This is a genomic window from Mycobacteroides sp. LB1, assembly GCF_013449725.1.
Taxonomy (GTDB): Bacteria; Actinomycetota; Actinomycetes; order Mycobacteriales; family Mycobacteriaceae; genus Mycobacterium.
In genome coordinates this window covers 150405-174665 of record NZ_JACCFF010000007.1, presented here as the reverse complement: position 1 = coordinate 174665, position 24261 = coordinate 150405, and the positions used below count along the sequence as shown (strand labels likewise).

General features: G+C 63.5%; 26 protein-coding genes. 14 read left to right on the top strand and 12 right to left on the bottom strand.

The annotated features are described in order from the left end of the window. Positions 1 to 60: 60 nt before the first annotated feature. Entirely contained in the window at positions 61 to 1362 is a 1302-nt protein-coding gene (locus tag MLB1_RS22690; RefSeq protein WP_180752107.1) for an acyltransferase, read from the top strand. On the opposite strand, the gene MLB1_RS22685 is transcribed toward MLB1_RS22690, so the two are convergent. After that, on the bottom strand, positions 1359 to 1547 hold the full coding sequence (locus MLB1_RS22685; RefSeq protein ID WP_180752106.1) for a DUF5302 domain-containing protein: 189 nt from the start codon (positions 1545 to 1547) through the stop codon (positions 1359 to 1361). The two genes, MLB1_RS22690 and MLB1_RS22685, sit on opposite strands and share 4 nt — an antisense overlap. Positions 1548 to 1607: 60 nt before the next feature. On the opposite strand from MLB1_RS22685, the gene MLB1_RS22680 reads away from it, so the two are divergent. From MLB1_RS22680 to MLB1_RS22670, 3 genes are read left to right on the top strand one after another with little or no spacing between them, the layout of a single operon-like run. Next, positions 1608 to 2456 carry a class I SAM-dependent methyltransferase gene (locus MLB1_RS22680; protein WP_180752105.1) on the top strand — a complete coding sequence of 283 codons (849 nt, stop codon included), beginning with the start codon at positions 1608 to 1610 and terminating at the stop codon, positions 2454 to 2456. 52 nt (positions 2457 to 2508) lie between these two features. Then, positions 2509 to 3030: a DUF1697 domain-containing protein gene (locus MLB1_RS22675; RefSeq protein WP_180752104.1), complete on the top strand. Its 522-nt coding sequence runs from the start codon at positions 2509 to 2511 to the stop codon at positions 3028 to 3030. 13 nt (positions 3031 to 3043) lie between these two features. Next, positions 3044 to 3853 (top strand): class I SAM-dependent methyltransferase, encoded by an 810-nt coding sequence (locus MLB1_RS22670; protein ID WP_180752103.1) that lies wholly within the window; start codon positions 3044 to 3046, stop codon positions 3851 to 3853. 15 nt (positions 3854 to 3868) lie between these two features. Here the strand turns inward: MLB1_RS22670 and MLB1_RS22665 are convergent, their stop codons facing one another. After that, positions 3869 to 4513: a class I SAM-dependent methyltransferase gene (locus tag MLB1_RS22665; protein WP_180752102.1), complete on the bottom strand. Its 645-nt coding sequence runs from the start codon at positions 4511 to 4513 to the stop codon at positions 3869 to 3871. Between the two features lie 81 nt (positions 4514 to 4594). Here MLB1_RS22665 and tpx point away from each other — a divergent pair, with 81 nt between their 5' ends. Both tpx and MLB1_RS22655 read left to right on the top strand, forming a co-directional pair. Then, positions 4595 to 5089 carry a thiol peroxidase gene (gene tpx / locus MLB1_RS22660; protein WP_180752101.1) on the top strand — a complete coding sequence of 165 codons (495 nt, stop codon included), beginning with the start codon at positions 4595 to 4597 and terminating at the stop codon, positions 5087 to 5089. A gap of 17 nt (positions 5090 to 5106) precedes the next feature. After that, on the top strand, positions 5107 to 5919 hold the full coding sequence (locus MLB1_RS22655) for a nuclear transport factor 2 family protein (protein ID WP_180752100.1): 813 nt from the start codon (positions 5107 to 5109) through the stop codon (positions 5917 to 5919). On the opposite strand, the gene MLB1_RS22650 is transcribed toward MLB1_RS22655, so the two are convergent. Beyond that, entirely contained in the window at positions 5910 to 6557 is a 648-nt protein-coding gene (locus tag MLB1_RS22650) for a TetR/AcrR family transcriptional regulator (RefSeq protein ID WP_180752099.1), read from the bottom strand. The two genes, MLB1_RS22655 and MLB1_RS22650, sit on opposite strands and share 10 nt — an antisense overlap. After that, the gene (locus MLB1_RS22645; RefSeq protein WP_180752098.1) at positions 6550 to 8760 is read right to left on the bottom strand and encodes an MMPL family transporter; all 2211 of its coding nucleotides are present in this window, start codon (positions 8758 to 8760) and stop codon (positions 6550 to 6552) included. Before MLB1_RS22645 ends, MLB1_RS22650 begins: the two co-directional genes overlap by 8 nt. 214 nt (positions 8761 to 8974) lie before the next feature. Between MLB1_RS22645 and MLB1_RS22640 the strand changes: the two genes are divergently transcribed. The 6 genes from MLB1_RS22640 to MLB1_RS22615 all read left to right on the top strand — a co-directional run bounded on the left by MLB1_RS22640 (position 8975) and on the right by MLB1_RS22615 (position 14741). Then, positions 8975 to 9313 carry a WXG100 family type VII secretion target gene (locus MLB1_RS22640; RefSeq protein WP_180752097.1) on the top strand — a complete coding sequence of 113 codons (339 nt, stop codon included), beginning with the start codon at positions 8975 to 8977 and terminating at the stop codon, positions 9311 to 9313. A gap of 12 nt (positions 9314 to 9325) precedes the next feature. Then, positions 9326 to 11674 (top strand): hypothetical protein, encoded by a 2349-nt coding sequence (locus tag MLB1_RS22635; protein ID WP_180752096.1) that lies wholly within the window; start codon positions 9326 to 9328, stop codon positions 11672 to 11674. 73 nt (positions 11675 to 11747) lie between these two features. Then, the gene (locus tag MLB1_RS22630; protein WP_180752095.1) at positions 11748 to 12350 is read left to right on the top strand and encodes a hypothetical protein; all 603 of its coding nucleotides are present in this window, start codon (positions 11748 to 11750) and stop codon (positions 12348 to 12350) included. A 130-nt stretch (positions 12351 to 12480) separates the two neighbouring features. Further along, complete coding sequence (locus tag MLB1_RS22625) at positions 12481 to 12852, top strand: hypothetical protein (protein ID WP_180752094.1); 372 nt, start codon at positions 12481 to 12483, stop codon at positions 12850 to 12852. After that, on the top strand, positions 12849 to 13448 hold the full coding sequence (locus MLB1_RS22620) for a DUF3558 family protein (protein ID WP_180752093.1): 600 nt from the start codon (positions 12849 to 12851) through the stop codon (positions 13446 to 13448). The genes MLB1_RS22625 and MLB1_RS22620 overlap by 4 nt, the downstream gene beginning before the upstream one ends. 27 nt (positions 13449 to 13475) lie before the next feature. Next, positions 13476 to 14741 carry a WXG100 family type VII secretion target gene (locus MLB1_RS22615; RefSeq protein WP_180752092.1) on the top strand — a complete coding sequence of 422 codons (1266 nt, stop codon included), beginning with the start codon at positions 13476 to 13478 and terminating at the stop codon, positions 14739 to 14741. On the opposite strand, the gene MLB1_RS22610 is transcribed toward MLB1_RS22615, so the two are convergent. The 4 genes from MLB1_RS22610 to MLB1_RS22595 all read right to left on the bottom strand — a co-directional run bounded on the left by MLB1_RS22610 (position 14738) and on the right by MLB1_RS22595 (position 18644). Further along, on the bottom strand, positions 14738 to 15169 hold the full coding sequence (locus MLB1_RS22610; RefSeq protein ID WP_180752091.1) for a hypothetical protein: 432 nt from the start codon (positions 15167 to 15169) through the stop codon (positions 14738 to 14740). The two genes, MLB1_RS22615 and MLB1_RS22610, sit on opposite strands and share 4 nt — an antisense overlap. A 67-nt stretch (positions 15170 to 15236) precedes the next feature. Next, positions 15237 to 15725: a VOC family protein gene (locus MLB1_RS22605; RefSeq protein ID WP_180752264.1), complete on the bottom strand. Its 489-nt coding sequence runs from the start codon at positions 15723 to 15725 to the stop codon at positions 15237 to 15239. Between the two features lie 30 nt (positions 15726 to 15755). Beyond that, a complete protein-coding gene (locus MLB1_RS22600; protein WP_180752090.1) occupies positions 15756 to 17090 on the bottom strand; it encodes a WS/DGAT domain-containing protein in 1335 nt (444 codons plus the stop codon). A 9-nt stretch (positions 17091 to 17099) separates the two neighbouring features. After that, the gene (locus MLB1_RS22595) at positions 17100 to 18644 is read right to left on the bottom strand and encodes a glycosyltransferase family 39 protein (protein WP_180752089.1); all 1545 of its coding nucleotides are present in this window, start codon (positions 18642 to 18644) and stop codon (positions 17100 to 17102) included. A gap of 39 nt (positions 18645 to 18683) precedes the next feature. Here MLB1_RS22595 and MLB1_RS22590 point away from each other — a divergent pair, with 39 nt between their 5' ends. Continuing rightward, complete coding sequence (locus tag MLB1_RS22590; RefSeq protein ID WP_180752088.1) at positions 18684 to 19211, top strand: DoxX family protein; 528 nt, start codon at positions 18684 to 18686, stop codon at positions 19209 to 19211. 118 nt (positions 19212 to 19329) lie between these two features. Then, positions 19330 to 19455 carry a hypothetical protein gene (locus MLB1_RS24195; RefSeq protein WP_255486142.1) on the top strand — a complete coding sequence of 42 codons (126 nt, stop codon included), beginning with the start codon at positions 19330 to 19332 and terminating at the stop codon, positions 19453 to 19455. A gap of 177 nt (positions 19456 to 19632) precedes the next feature. Here the strand turns inward: MLB1_RS24195 and MLB1_RS22585 are convergent, their stop codons facing one another. The 4 genes from MLB1_RS22585 to MLB1_RS22570 all read right to left on the bottom strand — a co-directional run bounded on the left by MLB1_RS22585 (position 19633) and on the right by MLB1_RS22570 (position 24245). After that, entirely contained in the window at positions 19633 to 21408 is a 1776-nt protein-coding gene (locus MLB1_RS22585) for an ABC-F family ATP-binding cassette domain-containing protein (protein WP_180752087.1), read from the bottom strand. Positions 21409 to 21415: 7 nt separating this feature from the next. Then, on the bottom strand, positions 21416 to 22633 hold the full coding sequence (locus MLB1_RS22580; RefSeq protein WP_180752263.1) for an MFS transporter: 1218 nt from the start codon (positions 22631 to 22633) through the stop codon (positions 21416 to 21418). Between the two features lie 50 nt (positions 22634 to 22683). After that, complete coding sequence (locus MLB1_RS22575; protein ID WP_180752261.1) at positions 22684 to 23709, bottom strand: PLP-dependent cysteine synthase family protein; 1026 nt, start codon at positions 23707 to 23709, stop codon at positions 22684 to 22686. A gap of 170 nt (positions 23710 to 23879) precedes the next feature. Continuing rightward, the gene (locus MLB1_RS22570) at positions 23880 to 24245 is read right to left on the bottom strand and encodes a hypothetical protein (RefSeq protein WP_180752262.1); all 366 of its coding nucleotides are present in this window, start codon (positions 24243 to 24245) and stop codon (positions 23880 to 23882) included. Between the last annotated feature and the right edge of the window lie 16 nt (positions 24246 to 24261).

The window sequence follows — 24261 nt, the reverse complement described above, 5'->3', positions numbered from 1 at the left end:
CTAGCAAGGTCGCGTAGCGACGCGCTGTGTCGGCGCGATCCACTCGACGACGCTGGGTGCATGACGACGACTCTGGGCTTGCCCACCGCCGACGAGGTGTGCTCAGCCACCCCGACAACGCGCGACCGTGCACTTGACGTGATCCGGATCGTGTCGCTGGTCGGCGTGGTTCTCGGGCACACCATCATGGCGGTGAGCACCATCGACAACGGTGTGCTGCTATGGGGCAACCTGCTCAACGGGCGCCCGATTTTCCAGGCGTTGACCTGGATTTTCCAGATCATGCCGTTGTTCTTCTTCGCCGGTGTCGCCGCGAGCGTGGGGTCCTGGAAGCCCGGGACCAGCTGGGGGTCCTGGCTCATGCATCGCTGCACCCGGCTATACCGCCCGGTGTTCTACTACGTGGGCTTCTGGGCAGCGGCGCTGCTGATTCTCCGGCAGATCCTGCCGCTGCACGTGTACGAGCCGGTCGCCGGTGTCAGCACCCAGCTCCTCTGGTTCCTCGGCGCCTATGTGCTGGTGTTGGCCGCGGTTCCGCTGCTTGCCCGCATCACGACGACGCGGAGCATGTTCGGCGCGCTGGCGGGGATCTACCTGGGAATTGCGGCGGTCGACGTGCTGCGTCTGGGGCTCGGAGCACCCTCGGGCATCGGGTACGTGAACTTCATGGTGTGGCTGCTGCCGGCGGTTTTGGGCGTGGGGTACCGCCGGCAGTTGATCACCCAGAAGGCGGCGCTGATGCTCGCGTTGGCCGCACTCGCGGTCAACATCGCACTGGTGACGTTCGGTCCGTACACGATCAGCCTGGTCGGAGTGGCCGGGCAGAAGGTGCCGAACATGATCCCGCCGTCGCTGGTACTGGCCGGGCACGCAGTCATCCTGTCCGCACTCGCCATCGCGGCGATGCCGGCCATCAATCGTTGGGCTCAGCGCCCACGGGTGTGGTGGGCGGTCGCCATCGGCAACTCGGGCGCGATGACGCTGTACCTCTGGCATATGCCTGCGCTACTGGGTATGCACCTGGCGTTCGACTTCCTCGGGTTTCCCCGATACGACACCGCCGCACCCGATTTCATACTGCTCACGGTGTTGCAGGTGGCGACAATGCTCGTCCTGGTGGCCGGGCTTTTCCTAGCCCTGCGACCGCTGGAGAACAACCCGCTGCCCGGCTGGGACGGAGGGTACGTCGCGCATGCCGGTCTACGCAGTGCCGCCGTCGGGGTAGCACTGATGATCGCAGGCGGATTCACCCTGGCCTCAGTCGTCTGGGGGCTCAAGGGCTTTGGCCTCGTGTGCTGGGTGGTGGTCCTGGCCGGCTTGATCACCGCACGGGCACTGGCCAGTGACAAGAAGGGTGTCTAACCGCCGCTCTTACGACGGAATTCGCGGTGCGAGCCGGCCCGGCCATGTGCGTGGGTCGGCTTGCTTCCGGTGTCCTTGTTGTCGGCGGCCGCTGAGGCCTTGGTGTTCTTACGCTCGAGCGCCTCACGGAACCTGCGCTTGGCGTCGTCAGCGGCCGGCTCGCCGCTCCCGTTCGATTCGGTCATGCCAGCTAGCCTATCCAAGGGAGAGCCCGGTCGTCGCACCATTTCACTAGCATCAGATTCATGACCGAGTCTGATGCTCTTCGCCCAAGCGGCTCATCGCGGATCAGCGGGGACAGCCTGGAGGGTGTCTCGGCTACCACCTTGTGGACATTGCACAACCGCGGAACCGAGGCCAAGCGCCCGGATGGTGTGATCCAGGACCCGCTGGCCGCAGAGCTCTTCGACGCCATCGAGTACGACTACCGCAAGTTCGGCCGCCCATCGCAGACCCATGCGCTGCGGGCACTGGCCTTCGACACGCAGGCACGGGTGTATCTGGCGACACACCCCAAGGCAGCGGTGGTCGCTCTCGCCGAGGGCATGCAAACCAGCTTTTGGCGGTTAGGCGGCGCGGAATCCACAGCCCAATTTGCTTGGTACTCGGTCGATCTTCCCCCAGTTATGGAACTCCGCAACAAACTGCTGCCCAAGAACGAGCGGATCGTCGAGCTGGCGCAGTCGGCCCTGGAATTGAGCTGGATGGACCGGGTGGACACCTCCAACGGCGTGTTCATCACGGCCGAGGGTCTCCTCATGTACTTGCAGCCCGAGGAATCGCTCGGACTGATCGAGGCCTGCGCCAAACGCTTTCCCGGCGGGCAGATGATGTTCGACAACATCCCGCACTGGTTCAGCAAGCGCACCCTACAAGGATTCAAACTGTCCGACCGTTATGTGGCGCCGCCCATGCCGTTCGCGCTGACCCCCGATGAAGGCGAGGCGTTGACCTCTGTTCCGGGCGTGGTGGCGGCCATCGACATACCGCTGCACCCGGGCCGCGGCATCTGGAAGTTCGTGAACTCCAAGCGTCTCGATCGCGGTTTTCTGCGGCGAACCCGGCCCTCCATGACACTCCTGCAGTTCGGATAGGCATGCCCGCACCGAACGTGCTGTGGCGTCACCTGATCACCTGGGAGAAACCATGACCAGATATGCCGCCCTCTTGCGCGGTGTCAACGTCGGCGGCATCACGATGAAGATGGCCGATGTCCGCGATGCCATCGAGGCCGACGGATTCACCGGTGTAACAACGATTCTCGCCAGCGGCAACATGCTGTTGGACTCCACGGAATCTGCGTCCACGGTGAAGGAACGACTACAGCAGGTGCTCGGCGCTCGGTTTGGTTACGAGGCCTGGGTGCTGGTGTACGACCTGGACACCATCGGCCGCATCATCGCGGAATTCCCCTGGGAGCCCGAAATCGAGGACGTCCACTCGTACGTGATGTTCTGCAGCGACCCATCGGTGCTTGCCGAGCTAGCCGCGCTCGGCGGTGACCTCGACGAGACCGAACGCATAGCCGCCGGTAATGGCGTGCTGTATTGGCAAGTACCCAGGTCACAGACGCTGGGCAGCCCCATCGGGAAGACCACCGGAAAGAAGCGGTACAAGTCGACGACGACCACCCGAAATCTGCGGACGTTGCACAAGCTCGTTCGCTAGTACTCTGGCAACCATGGCTGCCATTGACGCCCGCCACCTCGACGGCGTATCCGAGACCGCGCTCATCACCTTGAATCAGCGGGCCACCGAGGCGGCTCGGCTGGACGGTGTTCTCGAAGACCCGATGGCCATCGTCCTGCGCGACAGCCTCGACTACGACTACCAGCATTTTGGTCGCACCCATCAAGGTATTGCGCTGCGGGCGTTGACATTCGATAACGTGTCCAACGAGTACCTGGCGGATCACCCGCGCGCCACGGTGGTGGCGTTGGCCGAGGGACTGCAGACCAGCTTCTGGCGCATCGATAACGGCGAGCTGAACTGGCTGACCGTCGATCTGGAACCCATCGTGCGGCTGCGCCAGCAGTTGCTTCCTCCGACGGATCGGCTCCGCTATCTCGCGCAGTCGGCACTCGACCACTCCTGGATGGATCAGGTCGACGACTCCAACGGCGTACTGATCACCGCCGAGGGGCTGTTCATGTATTTGGAGCGCGATGTGGTGTTCGACCTCATCGCCGCCTGCGCCCGACGATTTCCCGGTGGATGGATGGTCTTCGACACCATTCCCTGGTTGATGAGTGTGTATTCGCAACGGCGCGGCTGGAAACTGAGTGAGCACTACACCGTGCCGCCGATGCCCTTCTCCTTCACCGCCCACCAATACGGTGAGCTACGTGCCCTCGACGGAGTTCGCGCGGTGCGGGAGGTACGGATGCCTCCCGGGCGCGGCACCTTCCTGAAGTTGGCGACGCCGCTGTTCTACGATCTCCCGTTTTCCGATCGGGTGAGGCCGGCCATGACCGTCGTCGAATTCGGTTGATCCGCAGGCTTTCCCCTAGGCAGGCTTGACCGCACGTCCGATCACGACCGACGAGGACGGCATCGGAATACCCATAACCTTCAGCCAGTCGTCGCGTTGCCCCTCGATCTCGAATCCGGCCCGTTCGATCGCGGCCAGTGTGTCTCGATGCGTGTGGCAGTTGCCGAACAGTCGCGGCCAGAAGGTCGCATCGACCGCACGCTGCGTCAGTCCGAGTGCACCGCCGTGCGCCACGTGTTCGAAGAAGCGCACCTCGCCTCCTGGCTTGAGCACCTGGAATGCCTGCGCGGCGGCGCGATCGGGGTCGCTCACCGAACACAAAACCAGCGAGCACACCACCGCGTCGAATCGGTCTTCACCCGTGACGGTGAGGTCCTCGAAGACGCCCGCGGTCACGGTTATCGGGATGGCGGCTGCGGCGGCCGCATCCTGCGCCTGCGGGCGCAGCCTGGATTCCGGTTCAAGCGCCGTCACGGAGGTGACGGTGTCCGGGTACAGCGGGAAGTTCGAGCCGACTCCCGCACCCACCTCCAGGACACGTCCGGTGAGACCGCGCAGATTCTCGGCACGCAGCTCCTTGATCTCAGGAGGTTCCCGCCGTGCGATGGCCGACCAGATGGCCGAGAAGAGTTTGTTGTCGAAGCTGACGGGCGTCGCCATATCTCCAACCTAGCCCCGCCGACGCTGATCTAGCACCCACCCACCACCCAATCAGCAACCCAACTCTGGAACACTGGGTTCATGGCACAGATCACGTTGCGCGGAAACCCCATCAACACGGTCGGCGAGCTTCCCGCTGTCGGCTCTCCTGCCCCGGCATTTGAGCTGGTAGGCGCCGATCTCGGCCCCGTCACCAGCGAGCAGTACCGCGATAAGCCGGTGATCCTCAACATCTTTCCCTCGATTGATACGCCCGTCTGCCAGACCAGCGTGCGGACCTTCAATCAGCGCGCCGCCGAGGCCGGAGCCCCGGTGCTCTGCATCTCCAAGGATCTGCCGTTTGCTCAGAAGCGCTTCTGTGGTGCAGAGGGCATCGAGAATGTCGGCACCGCCTCGGCATTCCGCAGCTCGTTCGGCGAGGACTTCGGCGTCACCATTGCCGACGGCCCGATGACCGGCCTGCTGGGACGGGCGATCGTCGTCATCGGCGCCGACGGCAATGTGGCCTACACCGAGTTGGTGCCCGAGATCGCCCAGGAACCCGATTACGACGCGGTGTTCGCGGCACTGTCCTAAGACTGATCTGAGGAGCTGTGTCGAGCACCCCTTATGCCGACGAGCTGCTGGCGACCGTTCAGGCGTCGCCGGCAGCTGTCGGTGCACATGACAAGGACACCTGGGTCGGCCTGTTCGCCACCTACGGCCAGGTGAATGACCCGGTAGGTTCGCGACCGCACATTGGTGAGGACGCGATCAGCAAGTTCTATGACACCTTCATCGCGCCCAACACCATCGTGTTCGAGGTCGAAAACGACGTGGTCGCCGGAATGTCGGTGCTACGCGATCTGACCATTCATACGACCATGTCAACGGGCGTCACGATACACATTCCGATGCACCTGCGCTACGACCTGGTCGAGGACGGACCGGCCTCATCCCTCAAGATCGACCGTTTGTTCGCGTACTGGGAATTGCGCGCGATGATCGGCCAGCTGTTGGGCGCCGGTAGTGACGGTCTACTCGCGAGCGTGAAGCTGGGTCCGCAGCTGCTGAAGAACCAGGGCCTCAACGGAGTACTGGGATTCATGCGTGGACTCAAGGGCGTCCATGACACGGGAAAGCAGCGCGTCCAGGAGCTGGCGGCAGCCCTAACGGCCCGCGATATCGCGACGGTCACCAGGTTGCTTTCTCGTGACGCCACGCTGTCCGTCGACGGGATATCCGAAGCATCGCTGGATGAGTTCAGCTCGGCGGCAAGTTCTTTGACGGTCGACAAGATGTTGGCCGCGGGCTCCTCCGTCTCCGCGACGGTGCGTCTGGCCGACCGGCGCGGAGTCGGGCTCTTCGAGTTCTCCGACAACTCGGCCGCCCCGGGCACGCTGTCCTCGGTGCGGCTCTACTTCTGACGCGGCAGCAGGCCGGTCAGGTCGATATCGCTGACCGCCTGACCCAGGCAGGCGACACGTAAAGCGTTGTCGGCGAACACCTCCCCGTCACCCCAGGGCAGGTACGGCTTGGTGACCAGCATCGATGCCACCCCATGCGCCGCGGCCCAGAGCTGTAAGCCCATGGCCACCGTGTCACCGTCGGGGTAGAAACCTTCGGCGACTAGTTCCTGAACTCCTTTGTGCAGGTGTGCGAATGCCGCACTGACCAACGTTTCATCCAGCTCACTGTCGTTGCGCGGTGGCGCCGAGGTGGCCAGCCGATACATCAACGGTGTCGCGACGGCAAAGCGCACATAAGCCATTCCCTGCGCGTGCAGGCGCTCCAGGGCTGTCGGCTGGTCGAGGGCCGCGGTAACCATCTCATCATCGAGTCGCTGGTAGTACTGGCCACATACCGCGTCCATCAATTCGTCCTTGTCCGCGAAATGCAGATAGATCGACGGCGGGGTCACACCGATCTTGCGCGCCACCTCACGAATCGATGGCGCCCGCAGCTCCGTGGTATCCAAGACCAGATCGATTGCGGCGTTGACAATCTCGTCGCGGAGTTGTTCACCTTCGCCACGCGAGGAACGCTGGCGGCGCGGACTAGTCACTTACCCCAATCCGTTCGTGGAGTTTGACCAGTGGCTTGGGCGCCCACCAGTTGAAGCGCCCGAGTATTCGCATGAACGACGGCACCAGCAGCATCCGGATGACGGTGGCGTCGACCAGGATCGCAATGGTCAGTCCGGTACCAAACATCCGCATGAAGGACACCTGCGCGGCCATGAGCGCCGCAAAGGCAATCGACATGATCACTGCCGCCGCCGTGACCACTCGGCCGGTGCGGGCCACCCCGAGCGCCACCGCCTCATCACTGTCGGCGCGCGTCTGCCCGGACGCCACCCAGTATTCGCGGATCCGCGATATGAGGAACACCTCGTAGTCCATCGACAGCCCAAACGCTATACAGAACAACAGCATCGGCATGGAGGCGACGATCGTGCCGGTAACCTCGGTACCGAGACCACCCAGGTGCCCCTCCTGGAATATCCAGACCAGCGCGCCGAAGGTGGCCGTCAGTGACAGCACGTTGAGTACGAGAGCCTTGAGAGGCAGCACCACCGAGCCCGTCAGCAGGAACAGCAGCACGAAGGTGACGATCGCGATGATGGCCAACACCAAGGGAAGTTTGTGCACGATGCCGTCGACAGCATCCCGATCCAGCTGAGCTCCCCCACCGATCTTGACGGCGACGCCGCCGGGGCCCGGTAAGGCATGCACGGCGTCGAGCTGACGATCTGCGGCGGGGGTATACGGCTTGGCCCCCGTCTGAATTGTGAAAAACGCTGTACCGTCCTTGATTCCGGTCGCACCAGCCGGGGGGCCTACCTTCATCCCGCGGATGAAGGCGCCGGTGGGTGCGGCCACTTCCTTGACATCCTCGATCTTCGACAGCTCCGTGGCGTACCGGTCGATTTCCGGTGGCCGCACCGGACCGACGCCCTCGGCGATGACGGACAGATTGGTGGAGCTGTTGTTGTCAAAGTCTCGACGGATCTCATTGCCGACCTGATGCGCCGACGCGGATGCGGGAAGCACTCTGTCATCAGGGAAGCCGAACTTGCCGTTGAGGAACGGCAGGCCGAGAACCACCAATGCCGTCACGATCAGGATGCCGATCGGAACCGCCCGGGCCATTACCCGTTTGGTGGTCCGGTACCAGAAGGTTTCGGTGACGTCCTTAGCTGCGGGTTCGGGCCTGCCCAGGACTTTCCGAATGAGCCGGCGCACATCGAGGGCATCGATCCGATCACCCAGCAGGGTGATCACCGCGGGCACGATGACAAGGGCCGCGATGGCACCCACGAAGACCGTGGCGACACCCGCGTACCCGAATGATTTGAGGAAGTAAATCGGGAACAGGATCAGCGCCACCAGCGCAAGGGCGACCGTCAGCGCCGAGAACAGCACGGTGCGGCCGGCCGTGGCCATGGTCAGTACCAGCGCTTCGTCCCGCGGCTTCCCGGCGCTCACCTCCTCCCGATAGCGACTGATGATCAACAGCGAGTAGTCGATGGCGAGCGCCAATCCCAGTGCGACAGTGAGATTCAGCGCGAACACCGACACATCGGTCAGGTAGGTCAGGCCCCGCAGTATCGACATCGCGCCGAGGATCGCGAACACCCCGACGACGAGGGGTAGCAGCGCCGCGTAAAGCCCTCCGAATATCCACACCAGCACCACGAAGCTGATCGGAATCGCGATCGATTCCATGACCAGCAGGTCCTTCTCGGTCTGCGTGACGATCTGGTTGTACAGCGTCGCAACGCCTCCGGCCTTGATCGAGACTCCGTCGCGATCGATGGCGAGCGTCTTGATGAGGGTCGCTGCGTGTTTCTGCGCGAGGTTCTCGCCTCCGGTCAGTCCGGCGACGATGAGCCCCGACTTGCCGTCGGTGCTGAAAAGCTCCCCAGCGACGGGCGGCGGAGCGGTCCACGCCGAGGTCAGGTTGAGGACCACGCCCGAGTCTTTGAGTTTGCGTTCCAGGTCGGCCGCGACGGCGCGCGTCTGCGGGCTCTGGACACCCTGCTCGCTGGTGAGCATGAAGACCAGGGATTGGTCGCTGATATCGAACTTCTCGGTGAGAGCCTTTGCCACATAGGCGGATTCTGAATTGGGATCCTGCTGCCCGCCCGCGGCGAGATACTTGGTCACCGGCACCCCGAAAATGGCGGCGCCCACCGCGATAAGCAGTGCCACCCCTAAGACCAGGCGGGGTGCCGCGATGACCGATCGAGCCAAACGTTCCAGCATCTTGCCGCGCCTTCCCTCAGAAGATAACGGCGTTAAGTTATCAGCGGTAAGTTAGGCGGTCAAGGGTGGTTTGCGGATGCGTCGAGCGGCGCGAATAACTTCCACCAGGCCGGGCAACCCAAGAAATCTTGAAAATCATGGAACCGAATCAGGCTCTACCCCGTCGGATCGTTACATAGGGGCCTGCATGCCGCACAGACGAGGAGAGCCAGACATGTCGAGCGTTTCCGGTCCATCGGGTGGCCACTTGCATGTAGACCCGACCGAACTGCAGATTCATGGGGACCGGCTCCACCTGCACGCTTCCGATCTCAAGGAAGCACACGACGCTGCCCATCGCGCGTTGACTGACGCTCAGGCGGGCTTCGGGTCGGGGCGCGCCGCCAAGGCGTTGAGCAGCCGGATTTCTGATTGGGAGAAGGAAACCGCGGACCATCATGCCGAGCTCAGCAGCCACGGCGAAAACCACAAGACGGCCGCGGTCAAATTCGTGACGCGCGATGACGCCAATCGTGCGGGCATCGAGCAAGCCGGACCCGGCAACGCGGTCTAAGGGGGAACGAATATGGGGATGACACTCGACGAATTGCAGCACTGGCCACCGCAGATCAAGGCACTCGCAGACGCCGCGTCCAAGCGCGGTGACGCCAGCCAACAAGCTGCGGACAAGGTGCAGGCCATCGTCGACATGTCGACCTGGAAGGGTGATGCGGGCGACGCCGCCCGGGACGCGATGAAACGCTCGGCCTCCCGATTCGACACCGCGGGATTCCAGGCGATGTATGTCGCGATGCACGCCAATAAGGCCTACGGAGAGTCGCAAACGCTGGCCAACGACATCGGCGCCTTCTTGGCCTACGCCGCCGCTCCTCCCAAGGTCGATATTGATCCCAAAACCAACGGTGTGACACCCCCGGACATCACGGGGATGGATAAAGACCAGCTACAGAAGGTCATCGACAAACTCAAGGACCTCAAGGACCGCGTAACGGGTCTATTGGCGCGCGGCGACATGCTGGACGACTCGCTGGCTCGTGTGCTCGACGAGGGTACGGGCGGTCACACCATGGCCGAAAAACGCATCGCAGAAGGAAGCCCCGAACAGGCCGAACACGATGTGCACGACGTGCTCAATGGAACTGCCACCGAAGAAGAGAAAGCGCGGGTGCAGGCGGCATCGGTCCTGAGCCCCGAGCAGATTGCGGACCGAGACGCCGGACGGCCGGTGCAGTTGACGCGTTCGCAGCAGCAGGTGTTGGGGCAGCTGCAGGCACAGATGAACGGGATGTCGGTGGAGGACATTCACCGGGCCGAACGGCGCTTGGGCGACAATAAGAGCGTCATCGGCAACGCGCTGCAGATGATGGGCTCCAAACAGTACGCCTATGCGAAGACCGAATTACGTCCCGGCGCAACGGGTTCCACCGACGAGCTCACCACGGGCGGGTATGACAAGCTGCCCACCTCGGTTCAGAACGCGTTGAACGACAAGTCGCCTGGATTCAGCTATGTCCCGCAGGGACCTGGGCAAGGAACCGCACCCGTGACCGAAGGGTCGACCCTGGGCAATCTGGACAGGCTGTCGGACGTCATCAAAGATGGCGATGCCGGTTTCCAGCACGGCACCGAGCTCGATCAGAAGCTCATGCAGCGCGGCGCCGATATCTTGCATTTCGAGAACGAAAATCACGACAGCCACGAAGGCGCTGCGGATTCGACGATTCAGAACATCTTCTCAGCAGCTGGCCGAGACCGCATCGTCGACCACGACATGATGGTCAACCCCGATGGCAAGCGAAACGACCAATTCCTGGGCGATCTCACGCATCACCAGTTCATCGACGGCGGTAAGGCGGCCGGCAGTTTGATGAGTTGGACGCACGACTCGGCTCAGGTGGGACCAGGTGTATCCGCCGAGCAGGCCAAGATCTCCGGGGAAACAGCGCACGCGTACGCCAGTTACGTGTCCGAACACAAGGAGCTGAATGCGTTGCCCACCAACGACAACCAGGGCCTTGGAAAGGGAACGAAAACGCTCGGCGAGCTCAGCCCCGAGCTAGTGAAGGGAATGGCGTGGGGCTTGGCGCCATACACCGCTGCCATTGGTGGCGGAGATCCTGCGATATTCGGGGCCACCCCCGGTTTCGATAAAGCGTTGGACACCGATGAGGCAATCGGCAATGGTTCCATGCCTCAAGCCAAGGCACTTTTCAAGGTGCTTGACACCAATGTAGATGCCGCGAAGACACTGGGTAGCGCGCTGTATGGAGATTCGATCATGGCGACGAATCACTACGCCGAAGCCGTGAAGCAATTCGGCACCGGCCCGGTCGGCGATCTGGATCAGGCGGGTAGATTCCGTGGCCTGGCAGACGCCGGACTTGCTGCAGGCAACGATGCACAACACAACGCCCAGGCCGTCTCCAAGGAGCAATACGCCAAAGATCTACAGAAACTTAAAGAAGCCGCGTACGGATCAATTACTAAGGTCTTGCCGATACCGGACTACGCAACAACTCCTTTTGGGATCATGTCCGACACGCTCAAGGAGAGCATCATCGGATCGGCTCCCGACCCCACACAGCTCGTCAACACCACTGTGCCAGACATGAATCCGGCAAAGGCTCAGCAGCAGCTCCTGAACGCCTACGTCGTCACCGGAGTGCTACGGCCCGATCAGTTCCCCCCAAACATGCTTGTGCCCGTGCCCGAACACCCCGGAGCCTGGCAAGTGGGGACTTTGGAGCAACTGCAAGCGTTGCGTCTTCCCGACGGGAACCTGGCCAATCCTGGCCTCCGTTCGGACTCGTACCACACCATGGTCGACGGCGCTCTCAGCCAGGTACCAGGGAGAGCGGGCTCGGCTGCGCCACTGGTCGAGGCATACAACAACGCGGTGAAGACCACCCAATGAACGTCCCAACAGGAACAACAGCGAGCGCAGGGAGATTCAGGTGGTGAGTAAGACGGCTCCATGGACTGTCGCCATGGTCTTGCTGATGACATGCGGCGGTTGCGCGACTCAACAACAGACGCCGGTGGAGAAGACCGAGCCACCTCCAAGCACTTTCGTTCAATCAGGCGATCAGAACCAGACCACCATTGCACTGACAGGCGATATCAAATGCGCAGTTACGAGCAGCGTCGTTGTATGCAATGGGCCACAACAGTTCACAGCGCAACGCACAGGTCATGCCCCTTTACAGACACGATTGGCAGTCCTCGGCGAACTCCCGGAGGGTGTTCAACTCGAAGGTATGACAGTAGAAGACATTCAGCCAGGCGACATCATTGAGAACTTTCCTTCTGCGCCAAGCAATCTTGTCGTGGCCACCGCCCCAGCAGAGAACTTCAAGCTGCCTGTGGTTGATGCCGACGGCCATGCTGCGACCCTCGCCGGGGTATTCCGCGGTTTTCGGCTCCCAGACGGACAACCCCTTGAGACATTGCCCGCCGCTCGCGATACCGAACGCGGGATTTACAACTGGACTGTTACTAAGTCTGACGGAGGTGCAGTAGTCATTGCGCCCATTGTCGGCGCCGGCAAGAAATCAGGTACCCAGACTCTGACGATTACGACTCCGCACTGATGCAGGACACGACATTCGCTAAGAGCGAACCCGACGGCCGTCCACCTGGGCTGGCCCGCGACCGGACCGCACCCTTGGCACACCAATACAGACACGCGCATACTGGCAACCACTACAAGGGGAGGAAACGATGACCTGGAACAGCGATGCGGCGCTGGACCCCGACAACCTGTTTCTGCGGGACGGAGCTGCGGACAAGGTGGGCAACGACTTCACCCAGCTCGCCACCAAGCTGGAGACACTGCAAAGCAAATTTGCTAACTACCACGCGAATATGGGGATGTCTGGTTGCACAGAAGGTGATTCCTGGAACGAGGTGGTTAATGACGCGGCCGGGCACGTCTTCGATGCGATCGGTACCTTCATCGACCGCGCCAATCAATACGCTCAACGTGCCCATGCGACGCAGAAGGCGTGCCAGAACACGGACGAGAACAACGCCCACTTGTTCGAACCGGTTGACCGCACTGCCGCGCACCCACCCGTGGCCCCGCACGCATGAAATCCCCTGTTGTGGCGGGCGTGGCGGCTGCTGGTCTCCTGCTTGCGGCGTGCCAAACGTCAACGGGCGGAATCGCGACCGTGAGCTCGGGCGCGGTATCTTCGCCTGCAACGACAACCTCGACCGCGCTAGTTGGAGTATCTCCACCAACCGCTGCCGCGCCCAATCCGAAAGTCACTGGAACCACCTTCGACGGTTGCGCCTCGGTTACCGATGCAGAGGCAACGTCATGGGGCCTGGATCTGTCCAGCAAGCGCACTACCGCAGACGATAACGCCGTCGGAGCAGACAGTGTCCGCGGTTGCGTCTGGGATGGCGATAAGTGGCAAGTTCGGGCCTACGCAGTCAACGGATCGATCACGGAGTGGGGGCGACCTAGCCCCGATTTCGACCGTAAGGAGCAGGTGCAGTTCGGATCTCGGCAAGGCTGGCTGGCCCACGGTGCTCGCATACCGGATTGCACCGCGGTCGTCGGATCCGAACAAGGGCTAGCCGGCGTCCAGGTGATCCCCCATAGGGCACTTCAGCTAGACCATACGGACGTCTGCCCGATCACCCAGCAGATCATGACGACGATTGTGTCGAGAATCCCATAGCGGCAACAGGATTTAGAGGAGAACGACATGTCCAAGCAGGTACAGCCTCAGGGCTGGTATCAGGAATCTCACCAGCAGATCTATGACACCGCGCAAAAGTTCGATACCAGCAGGCCCACCGCGGAGGCAAAACCGTTCCATGACCACGCCAACGAAATGAGCGCCGAAGTCACTGCAATGGGTAAGACCATTCAGGGTGTCGTCGCCGATGATTGGCGCGGTAAGGCCGCCCAAGCCATGCAGGCCGAGTACAACAAGTTCTTTCACGACGTCGATAACTATGTGCAACGGATGCACGAGTTCGGCGACAAGCTGCCTCCGGTCGAGCCACATATCCAGGCCGCCAAGAACATTCCCGCGCCGATGTCAGCGCTGCAGGAGGCGACAGTTCGGGGATCACTCGCTGGTTCTGGCAAGAGCCGTCAAGATATCGACGCGGCCGTCGCCAAGAAGCGCGAAGAAGACCAGGACTTTGCCCGCTATCAGATGACCGGCCAGTTCAGCGAGCCGGTGGTAAGCAACGGAAGCAACGCCAGCATGGACGACCCGCCACCAGGCATCGTCGAGCATCGCAATGAGATATTCCAAGGCACAGGTGGCGGCGGCCAGAACGGCGGCGGTAGCGGCCAGAACCCAGGCAGCTCAAACAATCTGGCCAACAGTCTCGCCGATAAGAACACCAAGCCTGCTTTCAGCGACGGTTCGGGTAACCAGAGCGGACAAGGTCAAGGCGCGGGTTCAGGCGGCGGCAGCGGCTCGGGCGGTGGCAGCCCCCAGAGCGGCTCCGGTGGTTCGGGCAGTGGCCTGGGCAATGCACTTAATGGCCTCGCGGGCGGCCTGGGCAAGGACGGCTCCGGCCTAGCCCCCGGCACCACCACCTCCGCGGGCTTCAGCTCGCCGGGCTCAGGTTCGGGCACCGGAACCCTCAGCGGCCCAGGCGCATTGCGCGCGGGCTCGGGTGTTCCCGGCCCCGGGGCCGGCACCAACCCCGCGGGCATCGGCGGCGCTGGAATCCGTGGTGGCGCAATGGGTATGGGCGGCATGGGGATGGCCGGTATGGGCGGCGCCCACGGTCGCGGGGGCAAGGGCGAAGAGGACGACGAACATCAGACACCCGAATTCCTCATCAACTGGGACAACGGCAATGAACTGTTCGGCGATCTCCCCAAGGCATCCCCCGGCGTTATCGGTGATTGGACAGAACACGAGCGCGCCGAGAAGCAGCGGCGCGACTCAGAGAAGCGCCGTTACAAGTCCATGGGCTGGAACGTCGATTTCGGCGACGAGGATTAGGGATCGAGCACCGACCGCTGCTCCTCGACGGACGATCCGTTGAGCAGCACGCGCAGCTGATCGCGGTGTTGTTCTAGTAGCTCGACGAGCTGGCGCATCTGGAGTAACGCCAGTACGGCGCTGTCCACGCCCGGCGAGTGTTGAGCCGCCATCTGGCGCAGTGCCGCGATCTGACCCTGCACATGCCGGGCGCGGGACCGCTCTCGTTCCAACTCGCGCGCATGATTCGCCGGCTCTACAACCTGGCTTCGAGAGGCTCCCGGGGCGCTGTCGGCAAGGCTCGATTGCAATTGGGCCCGGCGTTCGACCCGCTCGTGCACCGCCTGCTGTTCGGCCTGAACGAGTCGATCCTCACGCTTCCGCCGATGCCTGGCGCATTGCGGACAGCGACAGCCGCGTGTGTACCCGGTACAACTCTCGACGGCCATCGCGTTCAGTGTATGAAGCTCCGGCAAAACATGCCGCACGCGACGGCGTCGGCCGATGTGGAATGTCTCAGGAGCCAGCCGTCGCTGCGGCCACGGCCTCCCGAGCCGCCGCGATATCGAGCTTGCGCATACCCATCATGGCTTGCATCGCCGCGTTACCGGTGACGGGATCGGAGTGGAAGATCAGGTCGATCAGCTCGCGCGGAACCACCTGCCAGCAGACCCCGAACTTGTCCTTGAGCCAACCGCATTGAGACTCCTCTCCCCCGTCCGCGGTGAGCGCCGTCCAGTAACGGTCGACCTCCTCCTGCGATTCGCAGTCGATCTGGAAGGAGATCGCCTCATCGAAGGTGAACTGGGGTCCACCGTTGAGAGCGGTGTACCGCTGCCCGTCGAGTTCGAACTCCACCGTGAGCACCGTGCCCTCCGGAAGTGGAGTGTTCGGCCCGTAGTGGGTGATTTCGAGAATCCGTGAGTTCGGAAACACGGACAGATAGAACTTGGCGGCCTCTTCGGCCTGGGTGTCGAACCAGAGGCAAGGGGTAATAGTCGGCATATCCATATCGACCCGTTGCACCGTAAAAACTCATCGCAACTGGCGGGATACCTCGGTGAGTGCGTCGGCCAGCAGGCTTTCGTAGTGGTCGGCATCGGGCATCACCGCCGCGCTGGTGTGCACACTCACCGTTACGGTGTCACCGATCCCGTGCACCCCGTGCGTCAGACCCATCACCGGTGACAGCGCCGGAAACCCCGCGGTGAACACCACTCGCCCACCGGCGAGCGTCAGGTCCGCGGCGCCGCGAACCACGCTCGACACCACGGTGTTGCCCGCGACGGTGGGCGGCATGACATCGGGCCTGAACGCGTTCACTCCGGCCCACATCATCGGTGCGGGTATCGCCGCACCGCCCGCGCGTTGCGCGACCAACACCGGGTGCGCGGCCCGACGTCGCCTGCTGTCGATGCCTTCGGAGATCCGCTGTGTCCGGGTAAGCAGATTCGGCTCGGTCCAGCACAGGTCGACTCCGACATTCCGAAAGTGATTGCGGGCAGCCGATTCTCCCGGGTCGGCGACGGTGAGCTCGGCACCCAGCCGATCCGGAACCCACTGCCCGCGGTCACGCAGGTACTGCGGCAGCGCGATGCCGATCGCCACCATGACCGCGACGGTCACGCTCACGTCGGAGGTCCGAAGCTCGTCGCGCGGTCGCACGATCATGCGGATCTCGCGACGATCGTCGGGCCGCGCATTGAGTGAAGTCAGCGGAAAGCCTTGCGGTTCCGGCTCCAACTCGCCCAATGCGACGAGTTCCTGTTGCCGACGGTAGGCCAGGTAGCCACCCCTGCTCGCACCCAGCAGCCGTCCCAACTTCACCGGGAAATCCACCAACCCGCGCAGGGCGGTGTGCGCGGGCACCGAAGGCTGCGCCCCACCGACCGGTGCCTCACCGCCGAACAATGCGCGCGCGGCGGCGCTGGCGCGGCGACCGTCGGCCAGCGCGTGTGATACCTGCAGCACCGCAACGAGCGCTGGGACCGACACCTGAGGTGCACCGCTCACTCCCGGGAAAAGATGCAGGTGCCACGGACTTTCCCGAATGTCCACGGTGCTGGTGAGCAGCGCTGCGATAGCGGCCCGGCAGTGCCCCCAACTGGGTTCGGCGAGCGTATGCACGGTCACTGGCCGGTGCGATTCGTCGCGCGGCCCCCAATACGGATAGTCGAGATGGCCGGGGACGTCGACGGCCCGTACCCGGAGGTCTGCGATCAAGGCCGCACGCTCGGCGATCGTTTCGCCCACAGTGGCGAGATCGGCGGTGGGCGCGTCGAAGCAGAACAGCAGAAACTGATCGTTCGGGATCTTCGCCGACATCCAGTACATCTGGGCGTCGCGCGGCGCCATCTGCTCAATAGTCATATCGGGCACCTACTTGTAGGTGCGCCAGGTGTCCCACAGCTGTTGCCACGGCGCAATTCTGCCGTAGTAGCGGTAGACATGCGCCTCATCCTCGTCGGGCGCGTGCAACAGCTCGATCCGCTGCACACCCCGGAATCCTTGGGCAAGTGTGGGATCCGGATCGTCGACGCCGATGTACATCATGTCCGTCATGGATTCCGGCGGCGCCCCGAAGTAGTAGTAGCCGCGGTGGAAACTGTAGGCACGGGAGATGCCCTCGCGTCCGGCCTCAAGGTCATAGGCGGCGGCCATGGGGTAGATCTGCAGAACCAAGGCGGTGCGGTCGCGTACGTCCGGCGGCATCGAGTCGTAGGTGTCCCGGGCTACCCGGCGCAGGCCGTCCGTGGAGTGGTCCCCTTCGGACAGCATGGTGGGGCCCATGGGCCCTGCCCAGGAAAACCAGCGCGCGGCAGTCGATTCAGACACGACGGGAAGCCGGACTATCGCCATGATTACTGACGCCGCGGTGACCAGCGCGATAAGTCCATAGACCACCCCACGCAGCGCGGGCCGCGAAGGTCGCCACCGTGAAAGCCCCACCGCGCCCGCGGCTATCAGCAGCGCGTACAGGCCCATGGCGTAGTAGGCACGGCCGTGGGAAACGAACATGAAAGCCCCGACGAGCACAGCCGCCACACCGAGGTACCGGTAGGGCCGCAGTGACGGCGCCGCCGACAGCGCGACGATTCCTGCCAGCAGCAGTACCAATCCGATGACCGCCGAGCCGACGAGCATGCCGGCCAGTAGGGCCGCTCCGCGCTCGGACTCCGCGGCCACGATCCCGGCCATTCTGAGGTAGGGCCAACCGTGGGTGGCCTGCCAGATGAGGGTCGGGATGGTGGCGACGACGGCGACGGCCGCCCCGATCCACAGCTGCCTACGACGCAACAGCGCGCGCGGGCCGAGGACCGCGGCACCCAGCAGCACCGCCAGCCACAAAGCCGGGATGAGGAACTTGGTCTGCATGCTGATCGCGGTGACGATTCCTGCCCACAGCAGCAGCCGACCATCGGGTAGGCCTTCTCGGTATCCGCGGGTCCAGCGCACCAACAGCCAGCACACCACCGACCACAGAGCCGGATCGATCGCCGGCGTTTGCAGCCAATGGGTCAGGATCTGGAACATCGCGGTGGCATAGGCGATCGCCGACAGGGATTGCGTCATGCGACCCCCACCGAGCTCCGCGGCGATCAGCCCGCACATCAACGTCCCGATCGCCACCGCCGCCGTCGCCGCGAGGCGCAGCACGAACAACGACCCGGGGGCGAGGTTGTCGGCCATGCCCGCGATGAACGGCACCAGCGGGGGCTGGTCGAAGTATCCCCAGGACAAGTGGTCGCGTCCCGCGACCACGAAGTAGGCCTCGTCGAAGAAGTACCCGTAACCCCTGCTCGCCCACCCGAACATCAAGGCAGTCACGACGGTGATCGCTGTCAGGTCGGCACGCGCAACCCGTACGGACGGTATGCCGGGGATGTCGTTGCCGTCGTCATACCGGGAAGTGACCGCCGCCATAGCGGACTCACCATAGCGCGCGTGTCATAGGATTCCGAGGTGCCGAGTGCGGATCAATATAGTGAAGCGTTGACCCGCAACGATATTGGTCTGCTGACTCTGCGTGTCGCATTGGGTGTGGTGCTGTGCTGGAGCGGCATAGAGCTGCTGTTCGGGTCAACACAGTTGGCGCAGCTCGGTGGATCACCCGCGCAGTCGTATCCGGATTTGGCGGCACGTCTACTCGTCGGCGCGTACACGATCGGTGGCGCCATGCTCGTCGCCGGCGTGCTCACACCCTTCGGCGCCGGCGCGGTGCTGGCCTCGATGTTGTACATGGGACTGCACGGCTACTCCGCGCGATCCGACCTAGGGCTTACCCCCGATTGGGAAGCGATCAAGTTCCCGCTCGTGCTCGGGATGGGCGCGATGTCCGCGATCCTGCTGGGGCCGGGGCGCATATCTGTGGACGGCCGGTTCGGGCGCACGCAATGGCCCACGGGGGTGTCGATGGTGCTTCTTGTGGCCGGAATCGGGGCCGCAATCGCCTTCTGGATGCTTGTCAAGGACCCAAATCCGCTTTCTTAGGACTCCAGCAAGGTCGTACGTGTACCACGACCTGCACAGATGCCCGCTCCGAAAATTGCCAGACTTTTCCGAATCGTGACTCAATGATTTCTTAATGGTGACCCCTACTGTTCAGTACATGACGAACGAGGAATTCGGTGCCACGGTCATCGAGATCGACTTCGAAGCCATCTACAGCGGCGAGATGCTGGTAGAGGGTGACAACACGGAGCAGACCGATGAGTGGTTCCCGCTAGCCGTATAACGGCAGGTAGGCGAACCCCAAAGGGGGGACGCATCGGCGATGTGCGTAGCGCATCGCATGCCGGGCAAGTCCCGGATGTTTCTCACTCACCCGTTCAAGCGAGGACAGTCAATGACTGTCCTCGCTTTTTCTTTCCGCCAGAGAGCTCGCCCCACCATAAATAAGGCGGCGTCTGCGTCATTCCTGGCTTTCGGCCAGCTCCATCCACTGCACCTCGGCAGCATGCTTGTCGGCGACGACGGCAGTCAGTTCGGCGGTCAGGGTCACCACGCGGTCTGGATCGGTGGCATGTTCGGCGAGCTGCCTGTGCAGCGCGGCCTCCCGTTCATCCAGCTTGGCAACAGTCCGCTCGAGCCGACCAAGCTCCTTCTGCACGGTCCGTTGGGCAGCACCATCCCGGCCGCGATCCGATGTGGTCTTTGTTGGAGCAGCAGGAGTGTGGCGGCGCAGGTACTCCTCGATACCGCCGGGCAGGTTGGTCAGCTTGCCGTCACCGAACAAGGCCCACGTCGAATCGCAGACCCGCTCGATGAGATACCGATCGTGGCTGACGACCACCAAAGTGCCCGCCCAGCCGTCGAGCAGGTCCTCCACCTGCTGGAGGGTCTCGATATCGAGGTCGTTAGTGGGCTCGTCGAGAAGAAGCACATTCGGCTCCGCCATGAGCACGCGAGTCAGCTGCAACCGACGACGCTCTCCACCGGAGAGGTCCCCGACCGGTGTCCGTTGACGCGCCGGGCTGAAACCGAGCATCTCGGCAACCTGTGAGGCCGACATCTCCTTATCCCCCAGCGTAATTCGCAGGGCGATCTCCTCGATCGCCTCGAGCATCCGGATATCCGCCGGTAGGTCGTCAAGTTCCTGACGCAGCCAACCGATGCTGACCGTCTTACCCTCCTTGCGACGTCCGGCGGCCAATGGCACCGCACCGGCGAGAACGCGCAGCAGGGTCGTCTTCCCGGATCCGTTGACCCCCACCAGACCGATGCGTTCGCCGGGAGCCAGCCGCCAGGTCAGATCTCGCGCCAATTCACCGCCGTCGGGCGACGTCACCGTCGCTTCCTCAAGCTCGATGACGACGCGTCCCAGCCGCCGACGTGCAAAAGCGGAAAGCGCCACGGAGTCTCGCGGCGGCGGCACATCGGCAATCAAGGCTTCGGCCGCCTCGATCCGGTATCGCGGCTTGGATGTACGCGCGGGTGGACCGCGCCGCAGCCACGCCAGTTCCTTACGCGCAAGATTGCGGCGGCGCGCTTCCGCGGCGTCAGACTGCCGCCCACGTTCGGCACGTGCGAAGGTCCAGTCGGCATACCCACCTTCGTACGATTCGACGCCGCCATCGACCACTTCCCACGTGCGGGTGGCGACGGTGTCAAGGAACCAACGATCGTGCGTGACGACCACCAGCGCGGTGCGCCGCGCGAGAAGATGTTCGGCGAGCCACTGCACGCCCTCGACATCCAAATGGTTCGTGGGTTCGTCGAGTATCAGCAGGTCCAGATCGCGCACGAGGGCCGCGGCGAGCCCGACGCGGCGCCGCTGGCCCCCGGACAGCTGATCGACACGCCTGTCGAGGCCGAGCCCCGCCACCCCAAGACCCTCGAGAATCGAGCGGATCCGCGCATCCCCGGCCCATTCGTGTTCGGCGACTCCCAGGGGTGCGATCGCGACATCGAATACCGTCGTACCCACAAGATCGTCACGCTGCGTGACGACGGCCTGCCGCAGGTCCCCGACACGGCTCACTCTGCCCTGATCCGGCGGCTCGATGCCTGCGAGCACCTCCAGCAGGGTGGTCTTGCCCCCGCCGTTGAGGCCGACAACCCCGATGCGGTCCCCCGTCTGCACCCCCAGACTGACATCGGAGAGCAACGGCTTGACCCCATACGACTTGGAGACGCTCTCGAGATTGACGAGGTTAACGGGCTTAACGGGGACTGTCATGGCCTCCACAAACTACTCACGCACGGACGGTCGGCGCCACTTCGCTGCCCTTGTCCAGCAATCCCGCCCGTCGCAGCGCGAACAGCGCCGCGGCACAAACCAGTCCGACGCCGGTCAGGGATACCCACAGCAGGGCGGGCCTGCCATGCTGCTGGGTGTACCCGAATATCGTGCCGGTCAAGAGATTTCCGACCAGGATGCCGACACCGACGATCGTGTTGTACAGCCCGTAGTGCGTGGCCACCAGCCGGTTACCCGCCAACCTGACCACGGTGTCCATCTCGAACGGGAAGGTCGCGATGGTGCCGACGGCCAGCAGCGCCGCCGAAAGCAGCAGCGCAGCGATCGCCGGGACCGATCCGGCGTCGGCCGACGGTAGTAGCGCGAGCGGCACAAAGGCCGCGGCGATGACCAGCATGCCGAGCACCAAGCTTCGGCTGGGACCGAATCGCGCCGAAAGCCAGCCTGTGAGTCGCACCTGCCCGGCGATCGCCACCAGCCCGGACACCACGAAGATGCTTGTCACCAAAATCGTTTCGGACTTCTTGTCATCGGTCAGCAGTCCCGCCTGGAACGGCAACGCGAGGTACACCTGGAACGTGAGCACGTACGAACCGATCATGGCACCCGAGAACAGCAGGAACGCCCTGTTTGACACCACCGAACGCCAGCTAGCAAGCACCGGAGCATGATCGGCATTCGCGTCCTGCTCGGCACGGTTCGGCGGGAGTGCCATCAACTGAATCACCGTCAGCACCGCGAAGACCGCTGCGGCGACGGCACATGTGATCCGGAAGTCCCAGGCCGTCAACGCCAGGCCGAGGATCGGGCCGAACAGGATGCCCGCCTGATAGAAGACGTTGAAGACGGCAAAGGCTTCTACCCGGCGCTCCCCCGAATCCTCGGCCAGGTAGGCACGCACCGCGGGATTGAACAGAGCACCCGCGAAACCCGTTGCCGCCGAGGCGATCAGTATCGCCGGTAGCGTGCCGACGAAGGCCAACATGAGAAATCCGGCAGTACGTAGCAGACAGCCGGCGACGATCAGCGGCTTGTATCCGAACCTGTCGGCCAGGGTGCCGCCAACCAGAAACATGCCCTGCTGGGAGAAGTTTCGGACGCCCAGCACCAGACCCACCATCCACGCGGCCAAACCCAGTGGTCCGGCCAGGTACCCCGCGAGATAGGGCATCAACATGTAGAAGCCGACGTTGATGGCGAACTGATTCACCATCAACGTCTGGCTGGGACGATCGAAAGACCGGAACTGACGGAAGGTTTCGATCACGCAGGTCTTCCTATCGGGTCGATCACACGGGTCAACCTGGTCCACCGGTCCACCACTCGGTCCGTCGGATCGTCGATCACATCGGGATCCTGCGCCGGTGGGCGGTCCAGAAGATCGTGACTGCGGCAGTATTCGTCATCGTAGATCGTGCCGTGGTAGCGCATCGGACCGTCGGGGAAGATGGCGGCAACACGCGTCCCCGGTTCCGAGGTCCGTGCCACCCACCCCGCGACCAACGCCACCGCCCCGACGCTCCATCCGCCGCTCGCGTGGTAGGTCGAGGCCAGGGTCCGGGCCGCCCATACGGCCTCATTCGGCGCAACCCAATGGGCTTCGTCGAATGCGGAATAGTCGACATTCCCCGGATAGATGCTCGAACCCAGGCCGCGCATCAGTCGCGAGCCGGCGGGCTGTCCGAATATTGTGGAGCCGATGGTGTCGACACCCACCAACCGCAGGTTCGGATTATGTTCTCGCAGTACGCGTCCCACTCCCGCGGAATGTCCGCCGGTTCCCACCGAGCAGACGAGGGTGTCCACGGTTCCCAGCTGGTCGATCAGTTCTTCGGCGAGCCCTCGGTAGGCGTCGACGTTGTCGGGGTTCTGATACTGGTCAGGGCACCACGAATCCTGTTCGGCAGCAAGTATTTCCACGACACGATCCTTGCGTGCCTGTTGCCATCCCCCGATCGGATGCGGCTCGGTCACGATTTCCACCCGCGCACCGTAGGCGGTCAGCATGCTCCGCACGATCGGCTCCAGGCCCGGATCGGTGACGAGAGTGACGGGGTGACGGTAGATGATTCCGGCCAGGGCCAGTCCTAAACCCAATGTTCCGCTGGTCGATTCGACGATCATGGCGTCCACTTTGAGGTCGCCGCGCGTCCGGGCCTGCTCGATCATGTGCAGTGCGGGGCGGTCCTTCATACCGTTCGGATTATGGCCTTCGAGCTTGGCCCAGAAGCCGGTGCCGGGCGCGGAGAACGGCTCCGACACCCACAGCACCGGAGTGTTGCCGACCAATGTATTGGGGTCGTGGAATCGCGGACCCAAATGGGTGCAGCTACGACGAGAGGACAGAGCGATGCTGTTGTTCATGAAAGGTCCCTGCGTGAGGGCCGCATGACGCGGCCGGGAAGCTGATGACGGCGTATGTGGGCCTGGCGGAACCCCGCCTCGCCCACCGGGCCGTATCAGCGCCGAATGACGCAGAGATTGGTGAGGATGTCGCGGCCCGTCCGGGCCCCGTGATGACCGACGGCCAGCGGCGGCCCGCGGGACAGGTGCGCCGCCACCGGCTGGAAGATCAAGGTGACGAGGGCCAACGCCGCCAGCACGATAAGAACGCGCAGCGGGCTGTGACCCCGAGTCAGCGCAATCAGCCCGTCCACGGTCTGGCATGCCATCTGGTGCACCGCGTTGTCCAGGTGTGGATGGGTGGCCGAGAGGCCGTGCCCAACGAGTGCGGTGTGAGTTGCCTGATGATGCGGCGCGTCAGCGCCACCGTGGGTGTTGGGGTCGCTTGAGACGCAGTGCAAGATCGGCAGACTCGCGACGATTCCCACTAGGACTGCG